This is a genomic window from Serratia sp. TSA_198.1, from assembly GCF_052686505.1.
The window spans coordinates 1,415,475-1,438,664 of record NZ_JBQZFP010000001.1 but is presented as its reverse complement, the minus strand read 5'-3'; the positions used below and the strand labels follow the sequence as shown (position 1 = coordinate 1,438,664).

23 protein-coding genes and 3 tRNA genes are annotated in these 23,190 nt (G+C 53.8%); 16 read left to right on the top strand and 10 right to left on the bottom strand.

Annotated features, from left to right (window positions below; all coding sequences use genetic code 11):
• Positions 1 to 28 precede the first annotated feature (28 nt).
• The 3 genes from ACUTSW_RS06930 to ACUTSW_RS06920 form a co-directional block, all read right to left on the bottom strand.
• Positions 29 to 1,639, bottom strand: a complete 1,611-nt coding sequence (locus ACUTSW_RS06930; protein ID WP_445584014.1) for an aldehyde dehydrogenase (NADP(+)) — start codon at positions 1,637 to 1,639, stop codon at positions 29 to 31.
• A 57-nt stretch (positions 1,640 to 1,696) separates the two neighbouring features.
• The gene (locus ACUTSW_RS06925; protein WP_445584013.1) at positions 1,697 to 2,617 is read right to left on the bottom strand and encodes a dihydrodipicolinate synthase family protein; all 921 of its coding nucleotides are present in this window, start codon (positions 2,615 to 2,617) and stop codon (positions 1,697 to 1,699) included.
• A 208-nt stretch (positions 2,618 to 2,825) separates the two neighbouring features.
• On the bottom strand, positions 2,826 to 3,671 hold the full coding sequence (locus ACUTSW_RS06920) for a helix-turn-helix domain-containing protein (RefSeq protein WP_445584012.1): 846 nt from the start codon (positions 3,669 to 3,671) through the stop codon (positions 2,826 to 2,828).
• Between the two features lie 390 nt (positions 3,672 to 4,061).
• Here ACUTSW_RS06920 and ACUTSW_RS06915 point away from each other — a divergent pair, with 390 nt between their 5' ends.
• From ACUTSW_RS06915 to ACUTSW_RS06895, 5 genes are read left to right on the top strand one after another with little or no spacing between them, the layout of a single operon-like run.
• Positions 4,062 to 5,009, top strand: a complete 948-nt coding sequence (locus ACUTSW_RS06915) for a 4-hydroxyproline epimerase (protein WP_062870437.1) — start codon at positions 4,062 to 4,064, stop codon at positions 5,007 to 5,009.
• Positions 5,006 to 6,133 carry an NAD(P)/FAD-dependent oxidoreductase gene (locus ACUTSW_RS06910; RefSeq protein WP_445584011.1) on the top strand — a complete coding sequence of 376 codons (1,128 nt, stop codon included), beginning with the start codon at positions 5,006 to 5,008 and terminating at the stop codon, positions 6,131 to 6,133. Before ACUTSW_RS06915 ends, ACUTSW_RS06910 begins: the two co-directional genes overlap by 4 nt.
• On the top strand, positions 6,130 to 6,390 hold the full coding sequence (locus tag ACUTSW_RS06905) for a (2Fe-2S)-binding protein (protein WP_445584010.1): 261 nt from the start codon (positions 6,130 to 6,132) through the stop codon (positions 6,388 to 6,390). The genes ACUTSW_RS06910 and ACUTSW_RS06905 overlap by 4 nt, the downstream gene beginning before the upstream one ends.
• Positions 6,383 to 7,645, top strand: coding sequence for an FAD-dependent oxidoreductase (locus ACUTSW_RS06900; protein ID WP_445584009.1), 1,263 nt, complete (start codon positions 6,383 to 6,385; stop codon positions 7,643 to 7,645). The genes ACUTSW_RS06905 and ACUTSW_RS06900 overlap by 8 nt, the downstream gene beginning before the upstream one ends.
• Before the next feature lie 47 nt (positions 7,646 to 7,692).
• Positions 7,693 to 7,848 carry a hypothetical protein gene (locus ACUTSW_RS06895; protein ID WP_166728492.1) on the top strand — a complete coding sequence of 52 codons (156 nt, stop codon included), beginning with the start codon at positions 7,693 to 7,695 and terminating at the stop codon, positions 7,846 to 7,848.
• Positions 7,849 to 7,897: 49 nt separating this feature from the next.
• On the opposite strand, the gene ACUTSW_RS06890 is transcribed toward ACUTSW_RS06895, so the two are convergent.
• The gene (locus ACUTSW_RS06890; RefSeq protein WP_004942932.1) at positions 7,898 to 8,257 is read right to left on the bottom strand and encodes a hypothetical protein; all 360 of its coding nucleotides are present in this window, start codon (positions 8,255 to 8,257) and stop codon (positions 7,898 to 7,900) included.
• 225 nt (positions 8,258 to 8,482) lie between these two features.
• Between ACUTSW_RS06890 and ACUTSW_RS06885 the strand changes: the two genes are divergently transcribed.
• The 3 genes from ACUTSW_RS06885 to ACUTSW_RS06875 all read left to right on the top strand — a co-directional run bounded on the left by ACUTSW_RS06885 (position 8,483) and on the right by ACUTSW_RS06875 (position 10,459).
• The gene (locus tag ACUTSW_RS06885; protein WP_445584008.1) at positions 8,483 to 9,181 is read left to right on the top strand and encodes an extensin-like domain-containing protein; all 699 of its coding nucleotides are present in this window, start codon (positions 8,483 to 8,485) and stop codon (positions 9,179 to 9,181) included.
• Positions 9,182 to 9,499: 318 nt separating this feature from the next.
• Positions 9,500 to 9,811 carry a hypothetical protein gene (locus ACUTSW_RS06880; protein ID WP_174523955.1) on the top strand — a complete coding sequence of 104 codons (312 nt, stop codon included), beginning with the start codon at positions 9,500 to 9,502 and terminating at the stop codon, positions 9,809 to 9,811.
• 216 nt (positions 9,812 to 10,027) lie between these two features.
• On the top strand, positions 10,028 to 10,459 hold the full coding sequence (locus tag ACUTSW_RS06875; protein ID WP_445584007.1) for a hypothetical protein: 432 nt from the start codon (positions 10,028 to 10,030) through the stop codon (positions 10,457 to 10,459).
• Between the two features lie 15 nt (positions 10,460 to 10,474).
• On the opposite strand, the gene ACUTSW_RS06870 is transcribed toward ACUTSW_RS06875, so the two are convergent.
• The gene (locus ACUTSW_RS06870; RefSeq protein WP_006324621.1) at positions 10,475 to 10,816 is read right to left on the bottom strand and encodes a GlpM family protein; all 342 of its coding nucleotides are present in this window, start codon (positions 10,814 to 10,816) and stop codon (positions 10,475 to 10,477) included.
• 116 nt (positions 10,817 to 10,932) lie between these two features.
• Positions 10,933 to 11,157, bottom strand: coding sequence for a DUF2594 family protein (locus tag ACUTSW_RS06865; protein ID WP_004942939.1), 225 nt, complete (start codon positions 11,155 to 11,157; stop codon positions 10,933 to 10,935).
• Between the two features lie 772 nt (positions 11,158 to 11,929).
• Here ACUTSW_RS06865 and uvrY point away from each other — a divergent pair.
• From uvrY to ACUTSW_RS06835, 6 genes are all read left to right on the top strand, one after another.
• Positions 11,930 to 12,586 (top strand): UvrY/SirA/GacA family response regulator transcription factor, encoded by a 657-nt coding sequence (gene uvrY / locus ACUTSW_RS06860; protein WP_004942941.1) that lies wholly within the window; start codon positions 11,930 to 11,932, stop codon positions 12,584 to 12,586.
• The gene (gene uvrC, locus ACUTSW_RS06855; protein ID WP_062870442.1) at positions 12,579 to 14,411 is read left to right on the top strand and encodes an excinuclease ABC subunit UvrC; all 1,833 of its coding nucleotides are present in this window, start codon (positions 12,579 to 12,581) and stop codon (positions 14,409 to 14,411) included. Before uvrY ends, uvrC begins: the two co-directional genes overlap by 8 nt.
• A 58-nt stretch (positions 14,412 to 14,469) precedes the next feature.
• Positions 14,470 to 15,018 (top strand): CDP-diacylglycerol--glycerol-3-phosphate 3-phosphatidyltransferase, encoded by a 549-nt coding sequence (pgsA, locus tag ACUTSW_RS06850; RefSeq protein ID WP_004942945.1) that lies wholly within the window; start codon positions 14,470 to 14,472, stop codon positions 15,016 to 15,018.
• Between the two features lie 145 nt (positions 15,019 to 15,163).
• A tRNA-Gly gene (locus tag ACUTSW_RS06845) sits at positions 15,164 to 15,239 on the top strand.
• 56 nt (positions 15,240 to 15,295) lie between these two features.
• A tRNA-Cys gene (locus tag ACUTSW_RS06840) sits at positions 15,296 to 15,369 on the top strand.
• A gap of 10 nt (positions 15,370 to 15,379) precedes the next feature.
• Positions 15,380 to 15,465: transfer RNA gene (locus ACUTSW_RS06835), tRNA-Leu, on the top strand.
• Positions 15,466 to 16,367: 902 nt separating this feature from the next.
• Here ACUTSW_RS06835 and ACUTSW_RS06830 read toward each other — a convergent pair.
• On the bottom strand, positions 16,368 to 16,682 hold the full coding sequence (locus tag ACUTSW_RS06830) for a hypothetical protein (protein ID WP_232241083.1): 315 nt from the start codon (positions 16,680 to 16,682) through the stop codon (positions 16,368 to 16,370).
• A gap of 459 nt (positions 16,683 to 17,141) precedes the next feature.
• Here ACUTSW_RS06830 and eptB point away from each other — a divergent pair, with 459 nt between their 5' ends.
• Complete coding sequence (gene eptB / locus ACUTSW_RS06825) at positions 17,142 to 18,794, top strand: kdo(2)-lipid A phosphoethanolamine 7''-transferase (RefSeq protein ID WP_062870451.1); 1,653 nt, start codon at positions 17,142 to 17,144, stop codon at positions 18,792 to 18,794.
• A 67-nt stretch (positions 18,795 to 18,861) separates the two neighbouring features.
• Here the strand turns inward: eptB and ACUTSW_RS06820 are convergent, their stop codons facing one another.
• The gene (locus tag ACUTSW_RS06820) at positions 18,862 to 18,996 is read right to left on the bottom strand and encodes a hypothetical protein (RefSeq protein ID WP_445584006.1); all 135 of its coding nucleotides are present in this window, start codon (positions 18,994 to 18,996) and stop codon (positions 18,862 to 18,864) included.
• 125 nt (positions 18,997 to 19,121) lie between these two features.
• Here ACUTSW_RS06820 and ACUTSW_RS06815 point away from each other — a divergent pair, with 125 nt between their 5' ends.
• Positions 19,122 to 19,679 (top strand): GNAT family N-acetyltransferase, encoded by a 558-nt coding sequence (locus ACUTSW_RS06815; protein WP_445584005.1) that lies wholly within the window; start codon positions 19,122 to 19,124, stop codon positions 19,677 to 19,679.
• A 226-nt stretch (positions 19,680 to 19,905) separates the two neighbouring features.
• Here ACUTSW_RS06815 and proP read toward each other — a convergent pair whose 3' ends face one another.
• A complete protein-coding gene (gene proP / locus ACUTSW_RS06810) occupies positions 19,906 to 21,408 on the bottom strand; it encodes a glycine betaine/L-proline transporter ProP (RefSeq protein WP_445584004.1) in 1,503 nt (500 codons plus the stop codon).
• A 416-nt stretch (positions 21,409 to 21,824) separates the two neighbouring features.
• A complete protein-coding gene (locus ACUTSW_RS06805; protein ID WP_445584003.1) occupies positions 21,825 to 23,189 on the bottom strand; it encodes a TolC family protein in 1,365 nt (454 codons plus the stop codon).
• Between the last annotated feature and the right edge of the window lies 1 nt (position 23,190).

Sequence of the window (23,190 nt, the reverse complement as noted above, 5' to 3'; positions counted from 1 at the left end):
TATTTGATGGCATGCAGATACGGCCTGGCTAGTCATTGGCAGATAAAGTAATGGGATCCCGGGTATAAATGCCGTTAACCAGCCGTAACAGGCCAAGTGGGTTGCTGTCTTGCAACGGCGGAGGCAGTAACGCCGCCGGGTAATTCTGCAAGCAGACCGGGCGCAGGAAACGTTCGATGGCCAGCGTGCCTACCGACGTGCCGCGTACATCGCTGGTTGCCGGATAAGGACCACCGTGCACCATGGCGTCACAGACCTCTACCCCGGTGGGATACCCGTTGAACAGCACTCGCCCGGCCTTGTGCACCAGCCGTTGAGCCAACAGCGCCGCATCGGCGTGATCATCTTCGTCTGCCAGCAGGGTGGCGGTCAGTTGCCCTTGCAGGCTCTCCAGCACGGCAGCCAGTTGACGGTTGTCTTCCACTGCCACCAGGATCGCCACCGGGCCGAAGACTTCCTCCTGAAGCAGAGGGTTGCCGCTCAGCAACAGGTTGACGTCGGCCTGATACAGTTGCGGTGCGGCCAGATGCGGTTGCTGCTCGCGGTTGCCGGCCAGATGGCGGATACCCGGCGTCTCTTCGAGCGCTTTTAATCCATTGCGGTAATGCGTCAGCGTGTCGGCATTCAGCATAGGCTGGGGTGCGGCAGCATTTATCTGGGTGTTTAACTCGTGAATCAGCTGACGGAATGCTGCACCCTGTAGGCCGAGAATCAACCCTGGCTTGGTGCAGAACTGGCCGCACCCCAGGGTGAACGAGGCAACCAGTTCCTGGGCGATTTTCTGCCCACGCCGGGCCAGAGCCTGGGGCATCACGATCAGCGGGTTAATGCTCGACATTTCGGCGAACACCGGAATAGGCTGCGGACGGCGCATGGCCAGATCGAACAAGGCTCTTCCACCCCGCAGCGAACCGGTAAAGCCTACCGCCTGAATGGCCGGGTGCTGCACCAGCTCTGCGCCGATGCGATCGCCGTAAATCATGTTGAACACCCCTGCCGGGATTTGCAGCTGCACTCGGGCCCGTTCAATCGCCTGCGCGGTCAGTTCTGCGGTGATCATATGGCCGCCGTGCGCCTTGAACACTACCGGGCAACCCGCAGCCAACGCGGCCGCCGTGTCACCGCCAGCGGTGGAGAACGCCAGCGGAAAGTTGCTGGCACCGAACACCGCTACCGGGCCGATAGCGGTGCGATATTGCCGCAGATCCGGGCGAGGTAATGGCGTTCGCCGCGGCAGGGCGCAGTCTATGCGTGCGCCATGCATATCGCCGCGACGCAACAGAGTGGCGAATAACCGCATCTGACCGCTGGTTCTGGCGCGTTCACCGCTCAGGCGAACCAATGGCAGGGCGGTTTCCTGCATGGCGAACGCGAAGAAATCCTCCCCCAGCGCGTCCAACTGATCGGCAATGGCATCAAGAAACGCCGCCCGGCGCTCGGCGCCGATTTGCGAATATGTGGTGAAGGCCTGCGCGGCGGCCTCGGCTGCGGCTGCGGCCTCAGCGGCGGTGGCCTGATGGAAGCGATGGCCGGTTGGCTGGCCGTTATCGGCACGCAGGCTGACCAGCATAGCTTCTCCGCCGGCACGGCGTTCGCCGCCGATAAATTGTTGGCCGCTGATGGCATAGATGTTGGGCATGTTTCCCCCCGTCAGGAAAATGAGAGTGCCCGGCAGACGGCCGGGCGAAGGTGGCGATTACAGGCCGACGTCCGGCAGTTCGGGGCGTTTTGCCAGCGCTTTTTTGATCACTGCCGTGACTTCCGCCAAGGTATCGCCTTGCAGCGCCAGGCGCGGGGGACGGGTAACAGCGCTGCCGCGGCCCACCAGTTCTTCACACAGCTTGATGCACTGCACCAGATCCGGCCGCGCATCGAGGTGCAGCAGCGGCATGAACCAGCGGTATAGCGACAACGCTTCTTCAAAGCGCTTTTGCTTCGCCAGGCGGAACAGCGTTTCTCCCTCACGTGGGAAGGCATTGGACATCCCGGATATCCAACCTTCGGCCCCGACGGCGATGCTTTCCAGCACCACGTCATCCAGCCCGGCGAACAGGACAAAACGATCGCCAACCTCGTTGCGTAGATCGATAAAGCGGCGGGTGTCGCCGGAAGAGTCTTTGAAACACACGATATTTTCGCAGTCGACCAGCGAGGTCAGGATGTCGGGCGTTACATCGTTTTTGTAAATGGGTGGGTTGTTGTAGACCATGATCGGCAGATCGCTGGCGGTGGCGACGCTGCGAAAGTGTGCGGCAGTTTCGTGGGGTTTGGCGGAGTAAACCAGTGCAGGCATCACCATAATGCCGTCGACACCGGCTTTTTGCGCTTCGCGTGCCATATTGCACGCAAAGGCGGTGGTGAATTCGGCTATGCCGGCGATCACCGGCACCTGGCCCTGGGCCGCATCCCGCGCTACCTCAATGACCGACAACTTTTCCTGTACCGTCAATGACGTGTTTTCGCCGACGGTGCCGCACACCACCAGACCTGAAACGCCGTCCTTGACCAGATTTTTGATTACCGTATGAGTGGCGTCGAGATCCAGAGAGAAATCACTGCGAAACTGGGTGCTGACCGCCGGGAACACGCCGCTCCATTTAATGGCTTTATGACTCATAGTGTTTATCCTGTCGTCCAAGTTTGTTAATCGATGGTGAACTCTTGGTGAAATCCAACCACAGATTGACCTGTATTGTTCGCAGGGGCTTGACGGTTTTCGCCGAATGCCACGACGAAATTGGCACAGTAACGCAGATCATCGGGCGGCAAAAAACCTGAGGGTTCTTCCGCCGAGAAAAGAGAGCAGGGGGAGTAATATCAGCCGGTTAAGGGATTATCGTTAGCCGGAAATCGCGAGGGGTCAAGCCGGTCATCGACTTGAACTGACGGCTGAAAGCGCTGTGATCGGTATAGCCGCACTGCAGGGCAATGTCGGTGATGGGTAAATCACCGGCCAGCAATTCGGTCGCTTTTTCCAGCCGAACCTTGTGGATCATCTGGCGTGGCGTGAGGTGAAAAATGCGTTTGCAGTAGCGTTCGATTTGCGCCACGGAAAGTGCGGTGAGCGTTGTTAGCTCCTCGAGGGCGATCGGCCGGGCGTAATGCTGGCGAATATAGACGTCGATGGCCGCCAGCCGTTGATAGGCCGGGTGATTGGCTTTGGCCTCCTGCAGGTCATGCGAGATGCCCGCCATGCCAATGATTTTGCCCTGCACGTCATACAGCGCCAGTTTTTGCGTCAGGCACCAGCCGGTTTCCCGACCGTTATACAGATGCATTTCCAACTGATCCTGAATCAGCACTCCGTGGCGCAACACCCGGAGATCCTGCTCGGTGTAACCTGAGCCAAGCTGGGCGGGAAAGACGTCCGCTGAGGTTTTTCCCAGCAATGGCATGACGGTTTTAAACCCACAGCGCTTGGCCAGCGTCAGGTTGGCCAACAGGTAACGCGCCTGCGCGTCCTTGATAAAGAACACCACGTTGGGGATGGCGTTGAGCAGCGGGGCGATCAGCGCCAGCGAATTCAGCAACTCGTGCAGGTTATTGGGGCGCTGTTGCGCCAGGCCATCGCACAGGCGGGACAGCTGTTCTACGGCGAATACGTCATCTTCCTGCTCATCAATAACGGGCTGGGGAGGAGTAACAACCTGATGGTCATGGGCTAATCGCATAGCAATACCTTTTCCCGCTGTTTGCCACCGAACCTGAGGCGGTTCGGGCAGGCCATTCTTGGCGCCGTTAATCAATATTAACTTTCTGATAACTTTTCAAGCTCAGCTGCCAAATATGCGCATTGCCGCATACTTTTTCTTTTTGCAGATCAGTTTTTAGCAAATAAAACGGCTGCCACCTCGCAGCTTTAGAAATAACACATCAATAACACAATGATAAATAAGTCATTCTTATGGCGTTCAAAACGGAGCTGTGCGACGTCGGTTAAACGCCGCTGCGGGCATTGTGCTGATTTCTGCATTTGCCGCGCCGAAATGCATCAAGCCGCCGTCGGCGTATTCGGTCAGGCTAAGGCTATCGGTAACATGTCATTAACCCAGGAGGCTCCGATGGCACTTTCTTCGCATTTCACCGGACTGCGGGCAATCGATTCCCACACCGGCGGGGAACCCACCCGATTGATTATCGAGGGATTCCCCGATCTGGGCAGCGGCAGTATGGCGGAACGCAAGGCATTGTTTGCACAGCAGTATGACGACTGGCGCTGCGCCGTCATTCTGGAGCCTCGCGGCAATGATGTGCTGGTTGGGGCATTGCTGTGCCAGCCCTGTTCACCGCAGGCCGCCGCCGGGGTGATTTTTTTCAACAATGCCGGCTATCTGGGCATGTGCGGCCACGGCACTATCGGGCTGGTCGCCTCGTTGGCCTATCTGGGGCGGATCAGCGCCGGGGAGCATTTGATTGAAACCCCTGTCGGTACGGTCAATGCCACGCTGCACCAGGACGGCAGCGTCACGGTGGAAAACGTGCCCGCCTACCGTTATCGCCGACAGGTGGCGGTCGACGTGAAGGACTATGGCGTAGTGACGGGCGATATTGCCTGGGGGGGGAACTGGTTTTTCCTGGTTGCCGAACATCCTCTTGCCATTACTACGCAAAATCTGGAGGCGCTTACCGCCTTCTGCTGGGCGGTACGGCAGGCGCTGGAGCTGGCGGGCGTTTATGGGGAAGACGGCGGTGTTATCGATCATATTGAACTGTTCGCCGCCGACCCGCAGGCTGACAGCCGCAACTTCGTGCTATGCCCCGGCAAGGCCTATGACCGTTCGCCCTGCGGTACCGGCACCAGCGCCAAGTTGGCTTGCCTGGCGGCCGACGGCAAATTGCCGCCGGATGAAGTCTGGCGCCAGGCGAGCGTGATTGGCAGTGAGTTCAGCGGCTATTACCGGCGCAATGGCGATCGCGTAATCCCTTTTATTCGCGGGCAAGCTTACATTTGCGCCGACAGCCGGTTGCTGCTGGATGAGCGTGACCCCTTCGTCTGGGGAATACGGTGAAGGCCGTCGGCAGGTGTGCGGAGGCGATAGTGGTAGGCGCCGGCATTATCGGTGCAGCCTGTGCTTGGCGGCTGGCACAGGAAGGGCATCAGGTGTTACTGGTGGATAATCAGCGCCCCGGTGCGACGGCAGCAGGCATGGGGCACCTGGTCTGTATGGACGATAATCCCGCTGAATTGGCCTTGAGCGCTTATTCGCTACAACTGTGGCGCGGGGTGCTGGAGCGCCTGCCGGAGAGTTGTGCCTGGCGTGGTTGCGGCACGCTATGGCTGGCGGAGCGGGAAGACGAGATGGCTATTGCCGAACTAAAGCAGCGGCGAATGGCGGAATATGGCGTGCCTAGCGAGACGCTCAGTGCTGCGCAGATTGCTCGTCTTGAGCCCATGCTGCGGCCCGGTCTGGCGGGTGGGTTGCAGGTGCCGGGCGACGGCATTGTCTATGCGCCCAACGTCGCCCGATGGTTACAGGTTGATGCCGGGTCGGCAATCAGGGTGATTGCTGACGAGGTGGTCATGCTGGAGGAACAAGCGGTGGTGCTGGCCAGCGGTAAGCGCCTGACGGCCCCTGTAGTGGTGCTTGCCTGCGGCCTGCAGGCTGATAGGTTATTGGCGCAGCCGTTGCTGAAAGCCAAAAAAGGGCACTTGGCGATCACCGATCGCTACCCGCAGAGGGTGCGCCACCAATTGGTTGAATTAGGTTATGGTGCCAGCGCACATGCCAGCGGCGGCATTTCAGTGGCATTCAACGTTCAGGCGCGTCCAACAGGCCAACTGCTGATTGGTTCTTCGCGACAATTTGATTCACCCGGCGCCGATATCGACTTGCCGTTGCTGGCGGCAATGCTGATGCGCGCGGAAGCCTTTTTACCCGCGCTGGCGCAACTGAATATTATCCGTTGCTGGACAGGTCTGCGCGCCGCTTCGGCCGATGGTTTGCCGCTATTGGGGCCGCACCCGCAACATCGCTGGTTATGGTTGGCATTGGGGCATGAGGGGTTGGGGGTGACGACCGCGTTAGGCAGCGCCGCACTGATTGCGGCGCAGATCCAGCATCACCGGCCGGCGATTGACGATACTCCCTATCTTGCTGCACGGGTGTTTAGCGCGGAGGCATTGTCGGTATGAGCGAAGAACAGAGTTTGCTGATGTTAACCATTGATGGTGAAAGCCTGCGCGTGCCGGAGGGTTGCAGCGTGGCAGCAGCGCTTAGCCTGAGCGGGCAGGATTGCTGCCGTTACTCGGTCTGTCGGCTACCGCGAGCGCCGTTTTGCGGCATGGGTATTTGCCAGGAGTGTCGTGTCACGGTGAATGGTCTGCGGCGGCTGGCGTGCCAGACCCTGTGTCAGCCTGGGATGCATATTGAGAGGATCAATGATGAGTAACCTCGCGTGCGACGTGCTGATTATCGGCGCAGGGCCAGCCGGGTTAGCCGCAGCTTGCACCGCTGCACAAAGCGGCCAGTCGGTGTTGATGCTTGACGATAACCCTAACCCAGGTGGACAAATTTGGCGCGATGGGCCGGGAGTCATGTTGCCGGTACTTGCGCAGCAGTATCGGCAGGCGGTTGGGGCGCTGAATAACGTGACGTTGCTTAACGCCGTAAAAATCGTGGCCCATTGCGGGCGGCAGCAAATCCTCTATGAGGGTGCTGTGGGTAGTGGGCTCGTCGATTATCAACGCTTGATCTTGTGCTGCGGTGCGCGGGAGCTTCTGTTGCCGTTTCCCGGCTGGACGTTGCCTGGGGTGACCGGTGCCGGTGGGTTGCAGGCACAGATAAAACAGGGGTTGCAAATTAAAGGGGAACGGGTGGCCATTGCCGGCAGCGGGCCGTTGCTGCTGGCGGTGGCCGATAGCGTTACCAAAGCCGGTGGTGACGTGGTGTTGCTGGCGGAACAAGCGTCCGCTCGGCGGTTGGCGGGGTTCGCCAGCGGGCTGTGGCGCTGGCCGACAAAGCTACACCAGTCATTGACTCTGCTGCATCGCCGTTATCGCCCTGACAGCTATGTGCTGGCGGCGTTGGGTGGGCAACGGCTGGAAGCGGTGAGGGTTCAGCAAGGCAGGAGAGTGGCGATGCTGCCTTGCGATCGGTTGGCCTGCGGTTTCGGACTGGTGGCAAATATTGAGCTGGCGATGCATTTGGGGTGCCGCATTTCCAATTACAGGGTCGCTGTGGACGAGTGGCAGCAAACCAGTGTGCCGCAGATTTATGCCGCCGGAGACTGTACCGGCGTTGGCGGCAGTGAGTTGGCACTAGCCGAGGGAGCCATCGCCGGTTATGCCGCAACCGGCAATATGGAACAGGCGCAGGCATTAATGGTACAGCGTGATAAGTGGCGGCATTTCGCTGGAGCGGTAGAGCGCGCTTTTATGCTAAACCCTGCGCTGAAAGCACTGGCGATGTCTGACACGCTGTTGTGCCGCTGCGAGGATGTGCCGTTGGGGCAGGTCTGTGAGTTCTCTGGCTGGTCGGCGGCCAAACTGGGCAGCCGCTGCGGTATGGGAGCCTGTCAGGGCAAGATTTGCGCGACGGCGGCACGTCACCTTTTTGGTTGGCCGTTGGTGGCCCCACGGATCCCATTGACGCCGGCCAGAACAGAAACGCTGGCCCGGCTGGGCCGCACCGAGAGCGACGGATAAGCATGCTACACTCAGGCATAATAACCAGAGAGTTCGGGTGGCAAAGGATGACAAATGCACTGATTACGCTGGCACTATGTCTGTTGCTGATGCCGTTGTTGTTATGGCTGATTGGTCGTGCTCTGTCGGCCACAAAGGATAAAAAACCAGAGAAAAATAAGTCTAAACCCAAGGCTGGCATGCCACACGGTGATGATCAATAACTTCCGGTTGCAGGCAGGGGTCGGCATGCCGAACCCGTTGCCCGCTTTGTCAGTACTGTGGCCAGTAATAGGTTTTCTCATGCCAGCCTTTGCCATACATGCAGGCTTCTATGGTCGCCGAGCGGGCAGCCTCATTGCGATCATTCTGCACTGTTTTGAATGAGGGCTGTTTTTCGTAACGGTAGCCTTCTGGACAATCCTTCTTGTCTTTTTTACAACTCTTGTATTGGTTTTCGTAGGCAAACTCAAAATCTCTCACCATATCTGGTGGAAAACGTTCATACCCCTTGCCTTTGCATTCGGCATATTCCGCATCGCGGGTGGCGTTGCCAGCACCGGGTTTTTCCCATTGGGTGCAAGCGGTCAATGTCAAGAATGGCAAAATAATCAAAAAATTATACGTCTTCATGGTATCCCTAACTCTTTCTGTCGTCCTAAATACACGTGCTAAGAATCATCCTAGACAACGCAAGGCAGGAGTGTAATAAAATGATGTTAAAATTGGAAAATGATAATAATTATTGTTTAGGTAAGATTGAGGTTACGCTGGCGAAGCCTATATATGTGGCTTTAAAGTCGCAGTCGATAATGCTGTGGGTAAGTGCTGAGGTTTTGGGTTTAGGGGGAGAATAGCATGCGACGTACGCTCGTTTTACTTTCGGTATTACTGGCGCTGGCTATGTTGCTGCCCTGGGCAAGCCGTTATTTACCCCCAGGCTATCATCCTTTCTCTCCTTTAACGCTGGACGATCCCCCAACCCTGGTCACTCGCCTTAAACTGCAGTTGTTGGCCAATGATCCTGTGGCTTGCATGGCCATTTTGACTCAGGCAAGGGACGCGGGGCGTATCGCTTTTAGCCTGCCTGGCGACAGCCAGGGCAAATGTTCGCTGGTTGCGCCGGTGCGGGTGCAAAATTTTGGTGAGGTACGCCTCAGTTCCAGTTTTCTTGCCAGTTGCCCGCTGGCGCTGAGCAGCGCAATGTTTGTTGGGCAAATCGCCGCGCCGCAGGCACAACGGCAGTTTGGTGTGAGGCTGGCGCGTATTGACCATCTTGGCAGCTACGCTTGTCGCAATATCTATCATCGACCAGTGGGAAGGCTCAGTGAGCATGCTACTGCGGAGGCTTGGGATATTGCCGGTTTTCGTCTGGCGAATGGTCAACGGCTGACAATATTGCGCGACTGGCCGGAGCAAAGCACTGCGGGAAGCTATCTGAAAGCGCTGTTCGAAGAGGGATGTGGCTTTTTCGGCAGTGCGCTGGGCCCGGAATATAATGCCGCTCATGCAAATCATTTTCATTTTGGCATGCAGGGGTATGGGTTGTGCCGGTAAATGGTAATGGCGAAAACGAGTAATAAAGCAATAATATTTTTTTGTTATAGTGTCGATGCTAAGTTTTTTCTGATTTTATTCCCGGTATATTTATAGGATTTTTACCTAAGAGGTGTGGTTTATTTTTAGCTGCGGTAGGGGTTGGGAAAAAAGGTTACTTGATTTGTGCAGGTTTATCCAACTTTTAAATCCATGCAGAATTAAAACTATTATTCGAATGGCCAGTAATGCGATTGCAATTCACCTATAAATTTTTTAGATTCAGGAGCGATAAATGATTTCGTGATGATGAAGGCGTGAATAAGGGAGTCTTATTTGTTGAATAAACCTGAAATACCTAAAGATAACGATAATTTACCTTTATTATCAGTTGATTATGATCGATTTAGAAACCTCTCCGAGGTTGGTGATGCCTTTGGTTATGGCCGTACTCGTTTTTATCAATGGTGTCGGGGGCGAGGTTTTCTTACTCTGATGAATGCACCTTCCCCAGAGATGATAAGCCGAGGATACATGCTGACTGGACTGTCGGAAACCGGCTACCCGCGAGTTTATGTCACAGAGGATGGATTTAACTATGTGGGTGGAATTTTTCAAGATGATATCAAGAAGCGTATGGTTAAATTTTAAATAGATTACAAAAATCCTTATCTATTTCAATATAATAACAAAGAATTTTCCTAGTGTGACGGAAGGTTCTCTGATCATCATCGCGATGGACAGTGAAAACTCGTTTGACGTCGGACTTCCCCCAGCCCACTGGAAGTTATCCTATTTTTCTATTGATGGCGCTCTGCCACCTATTCTCTTGCTACTATGAAGACTGGTTTTTTCTAGGAGCTCAGGATGAAGCATTACGCCGCGTTATTTATTACAACCTTACTGTTGTCTGGCTGCGCCACGCAGGCGGTTCCGCCGCAACAGGCTGAGTTGCCGCCGCCCAGCCGATTGATGCTTTATCAGAATGTGCCGCAAACGCCTTATGCCACGGTGGTGGTGGTGCGTGACAGCGGGATGTTGGCGGGGAGTTGCCGCACCGGGGTTTATATCAACGGGGAGTTTGCGGCATCGCTGGCGGCAAAAGAGAAGGCCGAGTTTCGAGTGCCGGTGGGGAATAACGAAGTTAGCATCGGGCAGGATATGATCGAAAATAGTCTGTGCATCTGGCGCGATACCAGCGGCCGGTTACCGATGACGCTGCGCGCCGGTGAGAACCGTTACTTCCGCATTGCGGGCGATATGCAACGCGGTTTTGTGCTGCAGGCCGGTAAACCGTAATCAGGCGGGGCGCAGTCAGCGCCCTTGCCACCATCCCCACAGAGTGATCAATAGCCACGCTGCAGCAATCCAGCACAACACCGCCGCACCCAACGCCCAAGACAATCTCATGCTGTTGATAAACAAATACAACGAGATCAGATACACCAGATAGGGAAGAACCGCCCACATGCCGAAAATCAGCGTGGTTCTCAGCGCTTCGATCGAGCGTTCGCTGCCGACAATGTAATGCGCAATCAGTGCAAAGGTGGGAAATAACGGCACCAGGCCGGCAATATAGTAGCTGCGACTTTTGGCCAGCAGGCCGATTAAGACTACGACCAAAGCGCCGATCAACGCTTTAACGAGGATGCCCATAGGTTTCTCTGGCGTAAATAAAAATACACTGCCCGAAATAATGTGGGAGATCAATTGCTCATGAAAATCGTGAGGGAAACGGGCCTGCGGGAATGGCAGGCCGGATGGACCGCAGCTTACTGACGGTAAGCGTGCTTAATTTGTTGGATACTGTTTTTAAAGATTTCGGCCTGAGCCGGGTCTTCAATCTGTGCGATAAAGCGTTCCATTTTGATAATGACTTTCCCGGCATCCGCCTGGCCGATCGATTTCAGGATCAGCGTCAGCGTTGCTTTAAGACAGGCGACTTCTGTCGCCAGCGTTTCCGGGTTTGCAGACGTAGTGAAGTCAACGTTGCTCATTTTCTCTCCTGATTTTTGGGCCGTAGCCTGAAACAATATGCATTTTGATGCGCATCAGCACCGATTTCATTCACTCTGGCATGCAGATGCGTATTTATCTGGGCGCGGAGTATAGCATAGCATCCGATATCCATCTGCACAGATAGCGCTGGAACTACGCCATTCAATGGTTATCGGTGTGTTAACGCGGCAGTTATCGTTTGTGGGCTATAGCGCAGTGGATTAATGAATACCCCGGCATCCGTTCGGCAACGGGAAGATGACAGAATAAGTGACAGTTATTTCGTTGGGGTTAATAAGTATTTGCCCGGTATGTTATTATCAACTTATGGGGGCCATTCTAATTATCAACGTGGCTGCCTTGCTCTTTGACACCTAATTTTCTGCTGAATAATTTTCTTTTGTGACGTTTTTTCCTGAGAAGCAGAACAGCAGTTATCGTTTTGTTTTATTTCAATGAATTACAACGCAATTGCATTCGTGTTAATATTATCTATGTTGCTATTGCTTACATTGATTTTTCCCGCGCTTTATGACTGGCGCGGTATCATAGGCAGAAATCACACCCACTAATATTTCCGCTGTGGGGGGGGGCCGCAGAGAACGGCTTTATCGGGCTGGGCGGATGACTAAAATTCAAAAATCAGCGCCGTTTCGCAAAGTTAATCGGGAGTTAGTATTAATCTGTGTTCATTCTTGGCCGAAAAACAAGTAATATCTCAGGCTATAACAGAGGCTGATTGCGTTACTCCCTTTTTTTGGAGATTTTTCCTTGATTAGCGTTCTTCTTGTTGATGACCACGAACTGGTGCGCGCAGGGATACGACGCATTCTTGAAGATATCAAAGGTATAAAAGTTGTCGGGGAGGCCCAGTGCGGTGAAGACGCCGTGAAATGGTGCCGTGGCAATGCTGTAGATATCGTTCTTATGGATATGAATATGCCGGGCATTGGCGGGCTGGAAGCTACGCGCAAGATTGTACGTTATGCGCCCGACGTTAAAGTCATCATGTTGACTATTCATACTGAAAACCCATTGCCTGCCAAGGTGATGCAGGCAGGTGCTGCAGGCTACCTGAGTAAGGGGGCTGCGCCGCAGGATGTGGTTAACGCCATCCGGTCGGTGCAGGCAGGCCAGCGCTACATCGCATCGGACATTGCCCAGCAGATGGCATTGAGCCAACTGGAGCCGCAGACGGAAACCCCGTTCAGTTGCCTGTCTGAACGTGAACTGCAGATTATGCTGATGATCACCAAAGGCAAAAAGGTGAATGAGATCTCGGAACAACTGAACCTCAGTCCTAAAACGGTGAACAGCTACCGTTATCGTATGTTCAGTAAACTGAATATCAGCGGTGACGTCGAATTGACACACCTGGCTATCCGACACGGATTGTTCAATGCGGAGACGTTGTTAAGCAGTGAGTGACCGTTTTGATGCCAAAGCTTTTTTAAGCACCGTAACCAGCCAGCCCGGCGTCTACCGTATGTATGACGCCACTGGTACGGTTATCTACGTCGGTAAAGCCAAAGATCTGAAAAAGCGCCTCGTCAGTTATTTCCGCCAGCAGGTGGGAAGCCGAAAAACCGAGGCGTTGGTTAAAAATATCGCACAAATAGATGTAACTGTTACGCACACCGAGACAGAAGCGCTATTACTGGAACATAACTACATAAAGTTATACCAGCCACGATATAATGTTCTTTTGCGAGACGATAAATCTTATCCGCTGATCTTCCTTAGCGCAGACAGTCATCCGCGGTTGGCGGTTCATCGTGGCGCTAAACATGCCAAGGGTGAATACTTCGGCCCGTTTCCCAACTCTTATGCCGTGCGCGAGACATTAGCGCTGTTGCAGAAGCTATTCCCGATACGCCAGTGCGAGAACAGCGTGTACCGCAACCGCTCGCGCCCTTGTTTGCAGTATCAGATCGGGCGTTGCCTGGGGCCTTGCGTCGCTGGACTGGTGAGTGAGGAAGAATATCAACAGCAGGTAGACTATGTGCGCCTGTTCCTGTCAGGCAAGGATCAACAGGTGTTGCATCAGTTGATCGAACGGATGGAAAACGCCAGTAAGGCATTGAATTTCGAAGATGCAGCGCGTATCCGCGATCAAATCCAGGCGGTACGGCGTGTGACGGAGCGCCAGTTCGTTTCGGGCAATAGCGACGATCTGGACGTGATAGGCGTGGCGTTTGAAGCAGGCATGGCCTGCTTGCACGTATTGTTTATCCGCCAAGGCAAAGTGTTGGGCAGTCGCAGCTACTTCCCGAAGGTGCCAGGTGGTACCGAGATGAGCGAAGTGGTGCAGACGTTTGTCGGGCAGTTCTATTTACAGGGCAGCCAGGCTCGCACTCTGCCAGCGGAAATCCTGCTGGATTTCAATCTGCCCGAAAAAGACCTGTTGGCGGAGTCGCTCTCCGAGTTGGCTGGTCGCAAGATTCAAATCCAAAGCAAACCGCGTGGCGATCGTGCACGTTACCTTAAACTTGCGCGTACCAACGCCGCGACCGCGTTGACAACCAAGCTTTCGCAACAGTCGACGATTCATCAGCGGTTGGCAGAACTGACGAAGATCCTGAATCTTTCTGAGATTAACCGCATGGAATGCTTTGACATCAGCCACACCATGGGTGAGCAGACCGTCGCTTCCTGCGTGGTGTTCGACGGCAACGGACCGCTGCGTTCGGAATATCGGCGCTATAATATCACCGGCATTACGCCAGGGGATGACTATGCCGCCATGGCGCAAGTGCTGAAACGACGCTATGGTAAAGCTCTGGAAGAGAACAAAATCCCAGACGTTATTTTTATCGATGGCGGTAAGGGCCAGCTCGGCATGGCGATCGACGTGTTCAACTCACTGAACGTCACCTGGGATAAAAACAAACCTTTGCTGATTGGTATCGCCAAAGGCGCCGATCGCAAAGCCGGCCTGGAAACATTGTTCTTTGTACCGGAAGGTGAGGGGATTTCTCTGCCTTCGGATTCGCCGGCGCTGCATGTGATCCAGCATATCCGCGATGATTCGCATAACCATGCGATCACCGGGCACCGACAGAAAAGGGCAAAAGTTAGAAATACCAGCGCGTTGGAACTGATCGACGGCGTTGGGCCAAAACGGCGACAGGTGCTGTTGAAGTATATGGGTGGACTTCAACCATTATTGAACGCCAGCGTTGAGGAAATTGCAAAAGTGCCGGGTATTTCACAAGCATTGGCAGAAAAGATCTACAATGCATTGAAACACTGAGGGCAATGTAGCAACATACTCTTAATTCCCACTCCAGCCAGATAGTTACCATAGCATTATGCAATTGAATATACCGACTTGGCTTACTCTGTTTCGCGTAGTTCTGATCCCATTCTTTGTTCTGGCATTTTACCTGCCGTTCACCTGGGCTCCGATGGTTTGCGCCGTCATCTTTGTATTTGCTGCCATAACCGACTGGTTTGATGGATTCCTGGCCCGTCGCTGGAAGCAAACTACCCGTTTCGGGGCGTTCCTCGACCCGGTAGCGGACAAAGTGATGGTGGCGGTGGCGCTGGTGCTGGTAGCCGAGCACTATCATACCTGGTGGATCACCTTGCCTGCGGCGACCATGATTGCCCGTGAAATTATCATCTCGTCGCTGCGTGAGTGGATGGCGGAGATCGGTAAGCGCAGCAGCGTGGCGGTATCGTGGATTGGTAAAGTCAAAACCATGGCGCAAATGATGTCGCTGGTGGGGCTGCTGTGGCGCCCGGAACGTACCGTTGAGTATGCGTCCTTCGGCCTGTTGTACATCGCGGCGGTGCTGACTTTCTGGTCAATGTTCCAATATTTGAACGCGGCCCGGAAAGATTTGCTTGAACCCTGATCAAAGCGCTGCAAAAATCGTCAAACAAACGTAATGAGACAACAATTTTATTGACTCATTACGTCAGGTAAGTAGAATGCATCGCATCAGACGGCAGCGGTGAATCGCCGAAAGATAGCAAAAAAATCAGTAAGTTCTGATTGATGCGGGAATAGCTCAGTTGGTAGAGCACGACCTTGCCAAGGTCGGGGTCGCGAGTTCGAGTCTCGTTTCCCGCTCCAAATTAAACAAAGCTGGTGTTTCACGAGCTTTGGCCTGAAGAAGGCAGCAGAATTAAGGCGCGTTAACAAAGCGGTTATGTAGCGGATTGCAAATCCGTCTAGTCCGGTTCGACTCCGGAACGCGCCTCCAATTTTCCCGAGCCCGGGTGGTGAAATCGGTAGACACAAGGGATTTAAAATCCCTCGGCTTATGGCTGTGCGGGTTCAAGTCCCGCCCCGGGTACCAGGGAAAATAATTCCAGAATAATCAAAGCAATATGCAGTAATGTCGTGACCGCCGGAAGGCGGTTTTTTTGTGCCTGAAATTCTCTTTCCTAACATCGTTTTTATTCTATGCGTGAACGTTGAATAATTACTGCCCGCCGACCACTGGTACTATCTGGATGCTGTTCATACCTTGTTTCAACGTTAACGCTCCAGTTTCACTGATGGCCGCTCCCAATTGTCTAATCTTATGAATATTCCAGACGACTGCTGGATTGCGCTTCGGCTCGAAACGCGGATGCCATCCGCAAGCGAGCCGTAAGGCTAAATGCTGGGGGCACCTGCGTTTTGCATAAAATCTGGCAGTTTTTTAAGACGGTTAGCGATAAGTGATATATAACCGGAGAGTAAAAAGAGAAGGAGCGTTGTATGAGAGGGGGATTATTTTTATTAATTATTGTAATGCTATCTGGGTGTTCAGGGTCTTTTGGATCGATATTGGGCGTTATTCCGCAAAGTTCCGATGTTTGTCCGCAGGGGAAAAATGCGATCTCCGGTGAATGCCGCTAGTGATAGCTAGTTGAAAAATTGAGTGTTATCCCTGCTCAATATCTTTCTTCGGCGCTGGCCCATAGCGTGTCGCAAGGTTGAATATCGGTCTGGCTAGCCACGCTGTCGACATGTGGCATCCGGGTATATCGCTTAATCTGACACCCGCTACGTCACGCAATTAAGACGATATCCGGCTATTTGAAGGCGTTACGGTAGTCGGATATTGTTTTCCCCACAACCAAACCTGAGTCCCCATCAGCGCCCTCCAGGCAACGGTACTTTATCTGCGTTTACATTGACTACCAGCATCGAAGTTAAAACAACCAGAATAGCGAAGAGGGCGCACAGGTCCTATTTCTGCAGATATCCCGGCTAACGACCGTTAACCCCAATGACCTCGATAGCGGCTCTGTGCAGCTTTTGGCAATATTCCTCGGGCTGTCTTTCGACCTCTTTGATCAAGTGGGCGAGAATGCTTTGCTTGGTGATGGGCCTGTTGGACAAGAGCACCTGGACTACGCTCTTGCCGACAAGGTTGTATATTTGTTCACGGTACAACTCGACGTCTTTATCGTCGAGACCGTAAAGAGAGTAATCAATCATAGTGTTTTTACCGCTGGTGAAATTTAAAGCGCCGCCCGAAGCGGGCTGAGAAGCCATTAAAAAATAAAATACTGCAAATTCCACTTAGGTACATGCCTTCGCGGTAAGTTAACGATAACGTAATAAGAATATTCCTATCAATAGGCGACGGCAATCCAGATGGCTAATTAGGAATAACCTCATGTAACAGCTTGGGGATCTGAACTCGCTAAGATGAATTATGGGAAGGGGTTAGGGGGCTGATTAACATCAGGCTTTGCACCAAAACTCTTGAGCGGCGGTTCCAAAGGTGGCAAGCACGCTGAGCGCGAACCTTTTATTCGCAACCCTAACCGCAGGCTAGCCCGGCTCGGTTTTTGATGGACAACCCCCTTTACACACGGTTTGTTACAGTATAACAGCGATAAATTTTCTCGCGGGAGCAACGTCGGCTCAAATTATCTGTCAGATTACCATTCAATAGCAGGATGAGCGCGTTGCCCTCAACTACAACCTGTGTCAGTAAGCAGTTATGAATTCACTTTGGCGAGAATGGTATCAATAATGCAGAAGTTCCGACGTTGGACCCAGTTGCAGGTCTCTTTCTTTATCGCGTTTTATCTCGGTGTATTGCTCAATATCCCCATATTTTATCGCCGTTATCAGCAACTCAATTACGACAATTTACTGTCGATCGGCATTGAGGTCGTCGCGGCCTTTAGTCTGGTGTGCTTTATCACTCTGCTAATCTCGTTTTTGGGGCGTCGACTGTTCCGCGTTCTGGCATCGTTTCTGGTTCTGAGCTCGGTGGCTGCCAGCTATTATATGGTGTTGTTCCACGTCGATATCGGCTACGGCATCCTGGCGGCGGTGATGACTACCGATGTTGATCTGTCCAAAGAGTCGGTTGGTTGGCATTTTGGCGTGTGGATGGTGCTGGTAAGTTTGTTGCCGCTGCTGTTCATCTGGCTGGCGCCGATGCACGAAGCTGTACTGAAGCGCAGTAACTGGACTACGTTGTTTAAAAAGGGCGGCATCATGCTGGCTGCAGGGGTGTGCTGCTGGTTGCCGCTCACGCTGATGGGGCAGGTGCAGGACCGCCACGATCGCGAAAATAATCAACTGATGGCCAGCTATGGCGGCGTAGTCGCCGGTAGCTATTCACCGTCGAACTGGCTTTCGGCGTTGGGGCTGCTGACCTACAGCTCTTACAGCCAGGCGGAAGACAGCCGTAATCTGTTCGATCCGGCTGCGCATTTTACCTATCAGCCGCCGAAAGACGTGAATGATCTCTATGTGGTGTTTGTGATTGGTGAAAGCGCCAGACGTGATCACATGGGCGTTTACGGTTACCAGCGCGACAACACGCCTTACCTTGATAAGGAAACCAACCTGGCGGTGTTACAGGGTTATTCCTGCGACACCTCGACCAAACTCTCTTTGCGTTGCATGTTCGTGCGGGAAGGGGGGGCTGCTGAAGAACCTGAGCGGACGCTGAAGGAAATGAACGTCTTTTCGGTGCTGAAAAAACAGGGCTTTTCCTCGGAGTTGTTTTCGATGCAAAGCGAAGCCTGGTTTTATAACAAAACTCAGGCGGACGATTATGCGCTGAGAGAAAGCATTCAGGCGGAAAAACGCAACGTCGGCAAACCGGTGAACGACATGGCGTTGATTGACGAGCTGCAGGATTCATTGGGCCGTCACCCGCAGGGCAAGCATTTGGTCATTCTGCATACCAAAGGTTCGCACTATATGTATACCGAACGCTATCCTCGCGCTTTCGCCCGTTACAAGCCGGAGTGCCAAGGCATTGATGACGCCTGCTCTACGGAGGAGATGATCAACTCTTACGACAACAGCCTGCTGTACACCGATTATTTCCTTGAGCAAGTTTTCAATCAGTTACGTAACCGTAACGCCATCGTGTTTTACGCTTCGGATCACGGAGAGTCGATCTCGGAAAATATGCATTTCCACGGCACCCCGCGCGATCACGCGCCGAAGGAACAGCGCACCGTTCCTATCATGGTCTGGGCATCCGACAAGTTCCTCAGCCAGCCCGACCACCAGGCAGCGTTTAATCAGTTGAAGGCGCTGCAACAGGCCAAAACGCCGGTGTTCCATGAGAAGCTGTTCGACAGCGTACTGGGCTGCATCGGCTACACCTCACCGGACGGCGGTATCGTGAAACCGCATAACTGGTGTCAGGTGAACTGAGCCATTGGGAGAAATATTCAAACCGCCGCAAGGCGGTTTTTTTGGAGAATTATGCGGTAGGGGGGCGTTAGCGCTGGCTTTCAATCCAGTGGAAGAAGCGTGAAAAGCGGGTGGCGAGATCCCCGAGGTTAAACATCGTACCTATCCAGAGAGCGGTCATCAGCACCACTCCAATGATAATCAGCACGTCAATTTTGCTCATTGGTTATATTCTTCAATGGGTTAAAATCTTTTCAAGCTTAACATCAATCGCTTCAGGGATAAAATATCGACGTAATAATGCCGGAGTTACCCAGGCTACCGGTTGGATAAACATGGAGGATGACAATGAAAATCTTGAGCATGGCAGGAAATGACCTGCGTCTGAAGATCCTGACAGACAGCGATACTGAAATTGCTCATCTTTATTTTCGGGAGAATCAACAGCATCTTTTGCCGTGGGAGCCGAGCCGGCCAGATGACTTTTACAACGCTGAAGTTATTCAGCAGCGGCTTTGGCAAGCGGGGAAAGATGCAGAACAGGGGCGTGCCTATCAATTTGGTATCGTCAATGGCGCAGGCACCGAACTGCTGGGCGCCTGCAATTTTACCCAGGTTGCTCGCGGCCCATTCCAGGCCTGCCATCTGGGCTACTCGATCGCCGCCCGGCACGAAGGCAAAGGCATAATGACCCAGGCGCTAACCGCCGCCATCGGTCACCTGTTTGGTGAGTTGGGTCTGCACCGCATTATGGCGGCCTATATCCCGACGAACGGCCGCAGTGAAAAGCTGTTGCTGCGCCTTGGCTTCGAGAAAGAAGGCTATGCAAAGTCTTATCTGAATATTGCCGGCCGCTGGCAGGACCACGTATTGACATCATTGATTAATCCGCAGCACACAGAGTAACAAGCCGGTGGGAATGACGGCATTAGCGGCTGGCGCTGCGTCGACTCGGTCCCGTTGCTTTTTGAAACCGGTATTAAGGTTTCTTGTCCGGGTTTGCTTTGACAAAGTCAGGGGACATAAAAAAATCCGTAATCTGCAGTGAGATTACGGATTTTTACCGACCAATGGGATCGTTCAATCGATCATGTAGTGCCTAACCGAGCGGCATCAACCCCGAGGGAGGGTTTTAGTCCAGTTTCGGATGCTGGTCGATAAGCGTCTGCTTTTTTCTCTCCAGCTCGGCAATCTGCTCGTTGATATCCTCAACCTTCTGTTCGATGTTGTCGTAGGTTTCCTGCAACAGCTCTTTGGCTTCCGTACGATCCGAGGCGGCCGGGGTAGCACCCCGTAGCGGTTTGTTGGCGGTTTCCTTCATATACAGTCCGGTGATCAGGCCAATCACCGCCACCACCATCAGGTAGTACGCCGGCATGTACAGGTTACCGGTCGACTCGACCAACCAGGCGGCCACCGTCGGCGTAGCGCCGGCGACCAGAACCGAAATGTTGAACGAAATCGCCAGTGCGCTGTAACGAATATGCGTCGGGAACATCGCCGGCAGAGTAGAGGCCATCACGCCGGTGAAGGAGTTCAGCAACACGGCCAACACCAGCAGGCCGACAAAGATCAGGCCAATCACGTTGCTGTTGATCAGGATAAAGCAGGGTATCGACAGCAACAGCAGCCCGATGCTGCCGCCAATGATAAACGGCTTGCGGCCAATGCGGTCGCTGGCCAGGCCGATCACCGGTTGCACAAACAGCATGCCGATCATGATGGCGATGATGATCAGTACGCCGTGATCTTCCGAGTAGTGCAGGTTATGCGACAGGTAGCTCGGCATGTAGGTCAGCAGCATATAGTAGGTTACGTTGGTGGAAATCACGATACCGACGCACACCAGCAGGCTTCGCCAATGCTTGGCCGCGATCTCTTTAAACGAGGTCTTCGGCGGGTTGCCGATGGCATCGCGGTCTTCTTTCTCCATCTTCTCCACGTGCTGCTGGAACGCCGGGGTTTCTTCCAGCGCATGACGAAGATACAGGCCGATCAGGCCCAGCGGTGCTGCGATAAAGAACGGAATACGCCAACCCCAGTCGAGGAAGTTGCTTTCGCCGACGATACTGGAGATCAGCACCACTACGCCTGCGCCGAGCACGAAGCCGGCAATAGAGCCGAAATCAAGCCAACTGCCCATAAAGCCGCGCTTTCTGTCGGGTGAGTATTCAGCGACGAAGATCGCCGCGCCCGAGTATTCGCCGCCCACCGAGAAGCCCTGCGCCAGTTTGGCCAGCAGCAGCAGCACCGGTGCCCAGATGCCGATAGAAGCATATGAAGGGATCAGGCCAATACAGAATGTGCTTACCGCCATGATGATAATGGTGATGGAAAGGACCTTCTGGCGGCCGAATTTATCACCCATCGCGCCAAAGAACAGGCCGCCTAACGGGCGCACCAGGAAGGGAACGGAAAACGTTGCCAGTGCGGCAATCATCTGCACGCCGGGGGTGGCGCCAGGGAAAAACACTTGCCCCAGGGCGTAGGCTACGAAGCCATAGACACCGAAGTCAAACCATTCCATCGCGTTGCCTAATGCCGCCGCGGTAATCGCTTTCTTCAGCTTGCTGTCGTCGATGATGGTGATGTCATTAATATGCATCGGCTTATGTCGTTTTTTTCTTAACTTCATATAATCATCCCTTAATCAATTTTAGTCGTACGCGAATTCGCAATCCTTGTTCACTTTCTTCTGCCCAGTTATCAGTGTGGCTAATCTGACCTCTATGTGGAGAGATCCCATGCTGCCATTTTTGTGTGATGCGAATCACGTAATTTGCCCGCTTTTAGCAGGAATATGTCATTTAGGTGACTAATTATTTTGCATCTATAGCTTAACGTTATATCTTGCGATGATCAAATTTAGCAGTTTTTCTTATGGTTTTTCACCAGAATAGTGCCAAAACAGGTTGATATTTGTGCACATCGATGGTTTTTTATCGGGGGGAGGGATCGCTAAAGTATAGGAGGAACCGGAAAGGATACGGGTAAAATTAATGCGTTTTGCTGCGGCGGAGCAAAGCCTGGCGTAAACGCCAGGCCGGTGAATTATTGGGGTGAACCACCAAATTCCAGGTAGATTTGCGCCAGGTTCTGGTACTGGTCAAAGCGGTTTTCATCCAGGGCCAGTTCTGCCAACCGACGGCGATTCTGCGCATCCAGCCAGAAGGTGATAGAGACGGCGCCTTGGCGATAGCGAATTTCATTTAACCGTTCAGATTTACGCGCCAGAGCCAAGGCCGTCTGTAAGTGTTGCTCCTGCGCCATCAACTGGGTACGCAACGATAAAGCATTGTCTACATCGGCCATGGCTTTATACAACGCCTGTTTGAACTCCAACACCCGCAGTTCGTAATCGCTACGGGCGATTTTGATGTCAACGCTCATCTGCCGCCACTCGAGGAAAGGCAGCGACAGCCCCGCGCCGGCCGATGCCATCGGATTGCGAAGAAACTCCAGCAGCGCGGTGCTGCTGGCGCCCAATGAACCGGTCAGGCTGAAGGCCGGATAATATTGGGTGCGTTTCACGTCAACGTTAGCCAACGCTTCGCGAAGCCGCAGCTCTTTGGCGTGGATATCCGGGCGATGGCGCAGCACGTTGACCGGGATACCGGCATTGATCTGCGGCAACCGGCCCATCGGCAACCTGGTGGGGGCGATCACCGCATTGCCCGGCGGCGCACCCAGCAGCAGCGTTTGTTCGTTCAACGCCAGCTGGCGCTCGCGCCGTTGCGCCAACTGGGTATTTTCCTGATTAATCAGGTTCTGTTCGGCATCCACCACGTCAAGTGAAGAGACGCTGCCCGCGCGGTAACGGGCATTAACCAGTCGCAAAGTCTCCCGGGCATAGGCGATGCTCTGCTGGTTGACGTCGATCCGCTGATTGATAAAGCCTACCCGCCAGTAATTCTTGCTGGCACTGGCGAGTAAGGCCAGGCGAGCGCTTTGCAAATCTTGCTGCGTGGCCTGCCGGCTCCATTCTGCAGCGTCACGCTGACGCGCAAGCTTACCCCAAAGGTCGACTTCATAGCTGACGCCAAGGTTGGCGCTACTGCTTTTGTTCCAGGGTGAGGAGTCAGAAAGAGCGGTGTTGGCACCGCTATTGAGTGCCGCGGTCACGCCCGGTGCGGTGCTGATGCCGACCCGTTGCGCCTCTAACTGAGCCCGGTAAACGCGCAGTGCGGCGGCGGCCAAATCGTTATTGCCGGCCATGACCTGCTGTAACCAGCGGTCAAGTTGAGGATCGTGGAAGTCGCGCCAGTCAAAGGGAACCGGGCCTGCGGCATCGGCGCTCTCTTGCCAGTGGGCCGGGTAGTTAACCTGGGGTGTTTGATAATCGCTTTTCAATGCGTTGCCGCAGCCGGTGCTGAGCAGGACTGCGAGGCATAACGCTATTGGTGTCAAAATTTTCATA

What these genes read in the sequence shown, in the direction of transcription:
- ACUTSW_RS06870 (WP_006324621.1), bottom strand. Translation starts at nt 10,816, where the DNA reads ATGGGCATCCTCGTTAAAGCGTTGATCGGCGCTTTGGTCGTAGTCTTA.
- ACUTSW_RS06920 (WP_445584012.1), bottom strand. Translation starts at nt 3,671, where the DNA reads ATGCGATTAGCCCATGACCATCAGGTTGTTACTCCTCCCCAGCCCGTT.
- ACUTSW_RS06930 (WP_445584014.1), bottom strand. Translation starts at nt 1,639, where the DNA reads ATGCCCAACATCTATGCCATCAGCGGCCAACAATTTATCGGCGGCGAA.
- ACUTSW_RS06875 (WP_445584007.1), top strand. Translation starts at nt 10,028, where the DNA reads ATGAAGCATTACGCCGCGTTATTTATTACAACCTTACTGTTGTCTGGC.
- ACUTSW_RS06900 (WP_445584009.1), top strand. Translation starts at nt 6,383, where the DNA reads ATGAGTAACCTCGCGTGCGACGTGCTGATTATCGGCGCAGGGCCAGCC.
- ACUTSW_RS06865 (WP_004942939.1), bottom strand. Translation starts at nt 11,157, where the DNA reads ATGAGCAACGTTGACTTCACTACGTCTGCAAACCCGGAAACGCTGGCG.
- eptB (WP_062870451.1), top strand. Translation starts at nt 17,142, where the DNA reads ATGCAGAAGTTCCGACGTTGGACCCAGTTGCAGGTCTCTTTCTTTATC.
- ACUTSW_RS06820 (WP_445584006.1), bottom strand. Translation starts at nt 18,996, where the DNA reads ATGAGCAAAATTGACGTGCTGATTATCATTGGAGTGGTGCTGATGACC.
- ACUTSW_RS06890 (WP_004942932.1), bottom strand. Translation starts at nt 8,257, where the DNA reads ATGAAGACGTATAATTTTTTGATTATTTTGCCATTCTTGACATTGACC.
- proP (WP_445584004.1), bottom strand. Translation starts at nt 21,408, where the DNA reads ATGAAGTTAAGAAAAAAACGACATAAGCCGATGCATATTAATGACATC.
- pgsA (WP_004942945.1), top strand. Translation starts at nt 14,470, where the DNA reads ATGCAATTGAATATACCGACTTGGCTTACTCTGTTTCGCGTAGTTCTG.
- ACUTSW_RS06905 (WP_445584010.1), top strand. Translation starts at nt 6,130, where the DNA reads ATGAGCGAAGAACAGAGTTTGCTGATGTTAACCATTGATGGTGAAAGC.
- ACUTSW_RS06805 (WP_445584003.1), bottom strand. Translation starts at nt 23,189, where the DNA reads ATGAAAATTTTGACACCAATAGCGTTATGCCTCGCAGTCCTGCTCAGC.
- ACUTSW_RS06915 (WP_062870437.1), top strand. Translation starts at nt 4,062, where the DNA reads ATGGCACTTTCTTCGCATTTCACCGGACTGCGGGCAATCGATTCCCAC.
- ACUTSW_RS06815 (WP_445584005.1), top strand. Translation starts at nt 19,122, where the DNA reads ATGAAAATCTTGAGCATGGCAGGAAATGACCTGCGTCTGAAGATCCTG.
- ACUTSW_RS06895 (WP_166728492.1), top strand. Translation starts at nt 7,693, where the DNA reads ATGACAAATGCACTGATTACGCTGGCACTATGTCTGTTGCTGATGCCG.
- ACUTSW_RS06885 (WP_445584008.1), top strand. Translation starts at nt 8,483, where the DNA reads ATGCGACGTACGCTCGTTTTACTTTCGGTATTACTGGCGCTGGCTATG.
- ACUTSW_RS06925 (WP_445584013.1), bottom strand. Translation starts at nt 2,617, where the DNA reads ATGAGTCATAAAGCCATTAAATGGAGCGGCGTGTTCCCGGCGGTCAGC.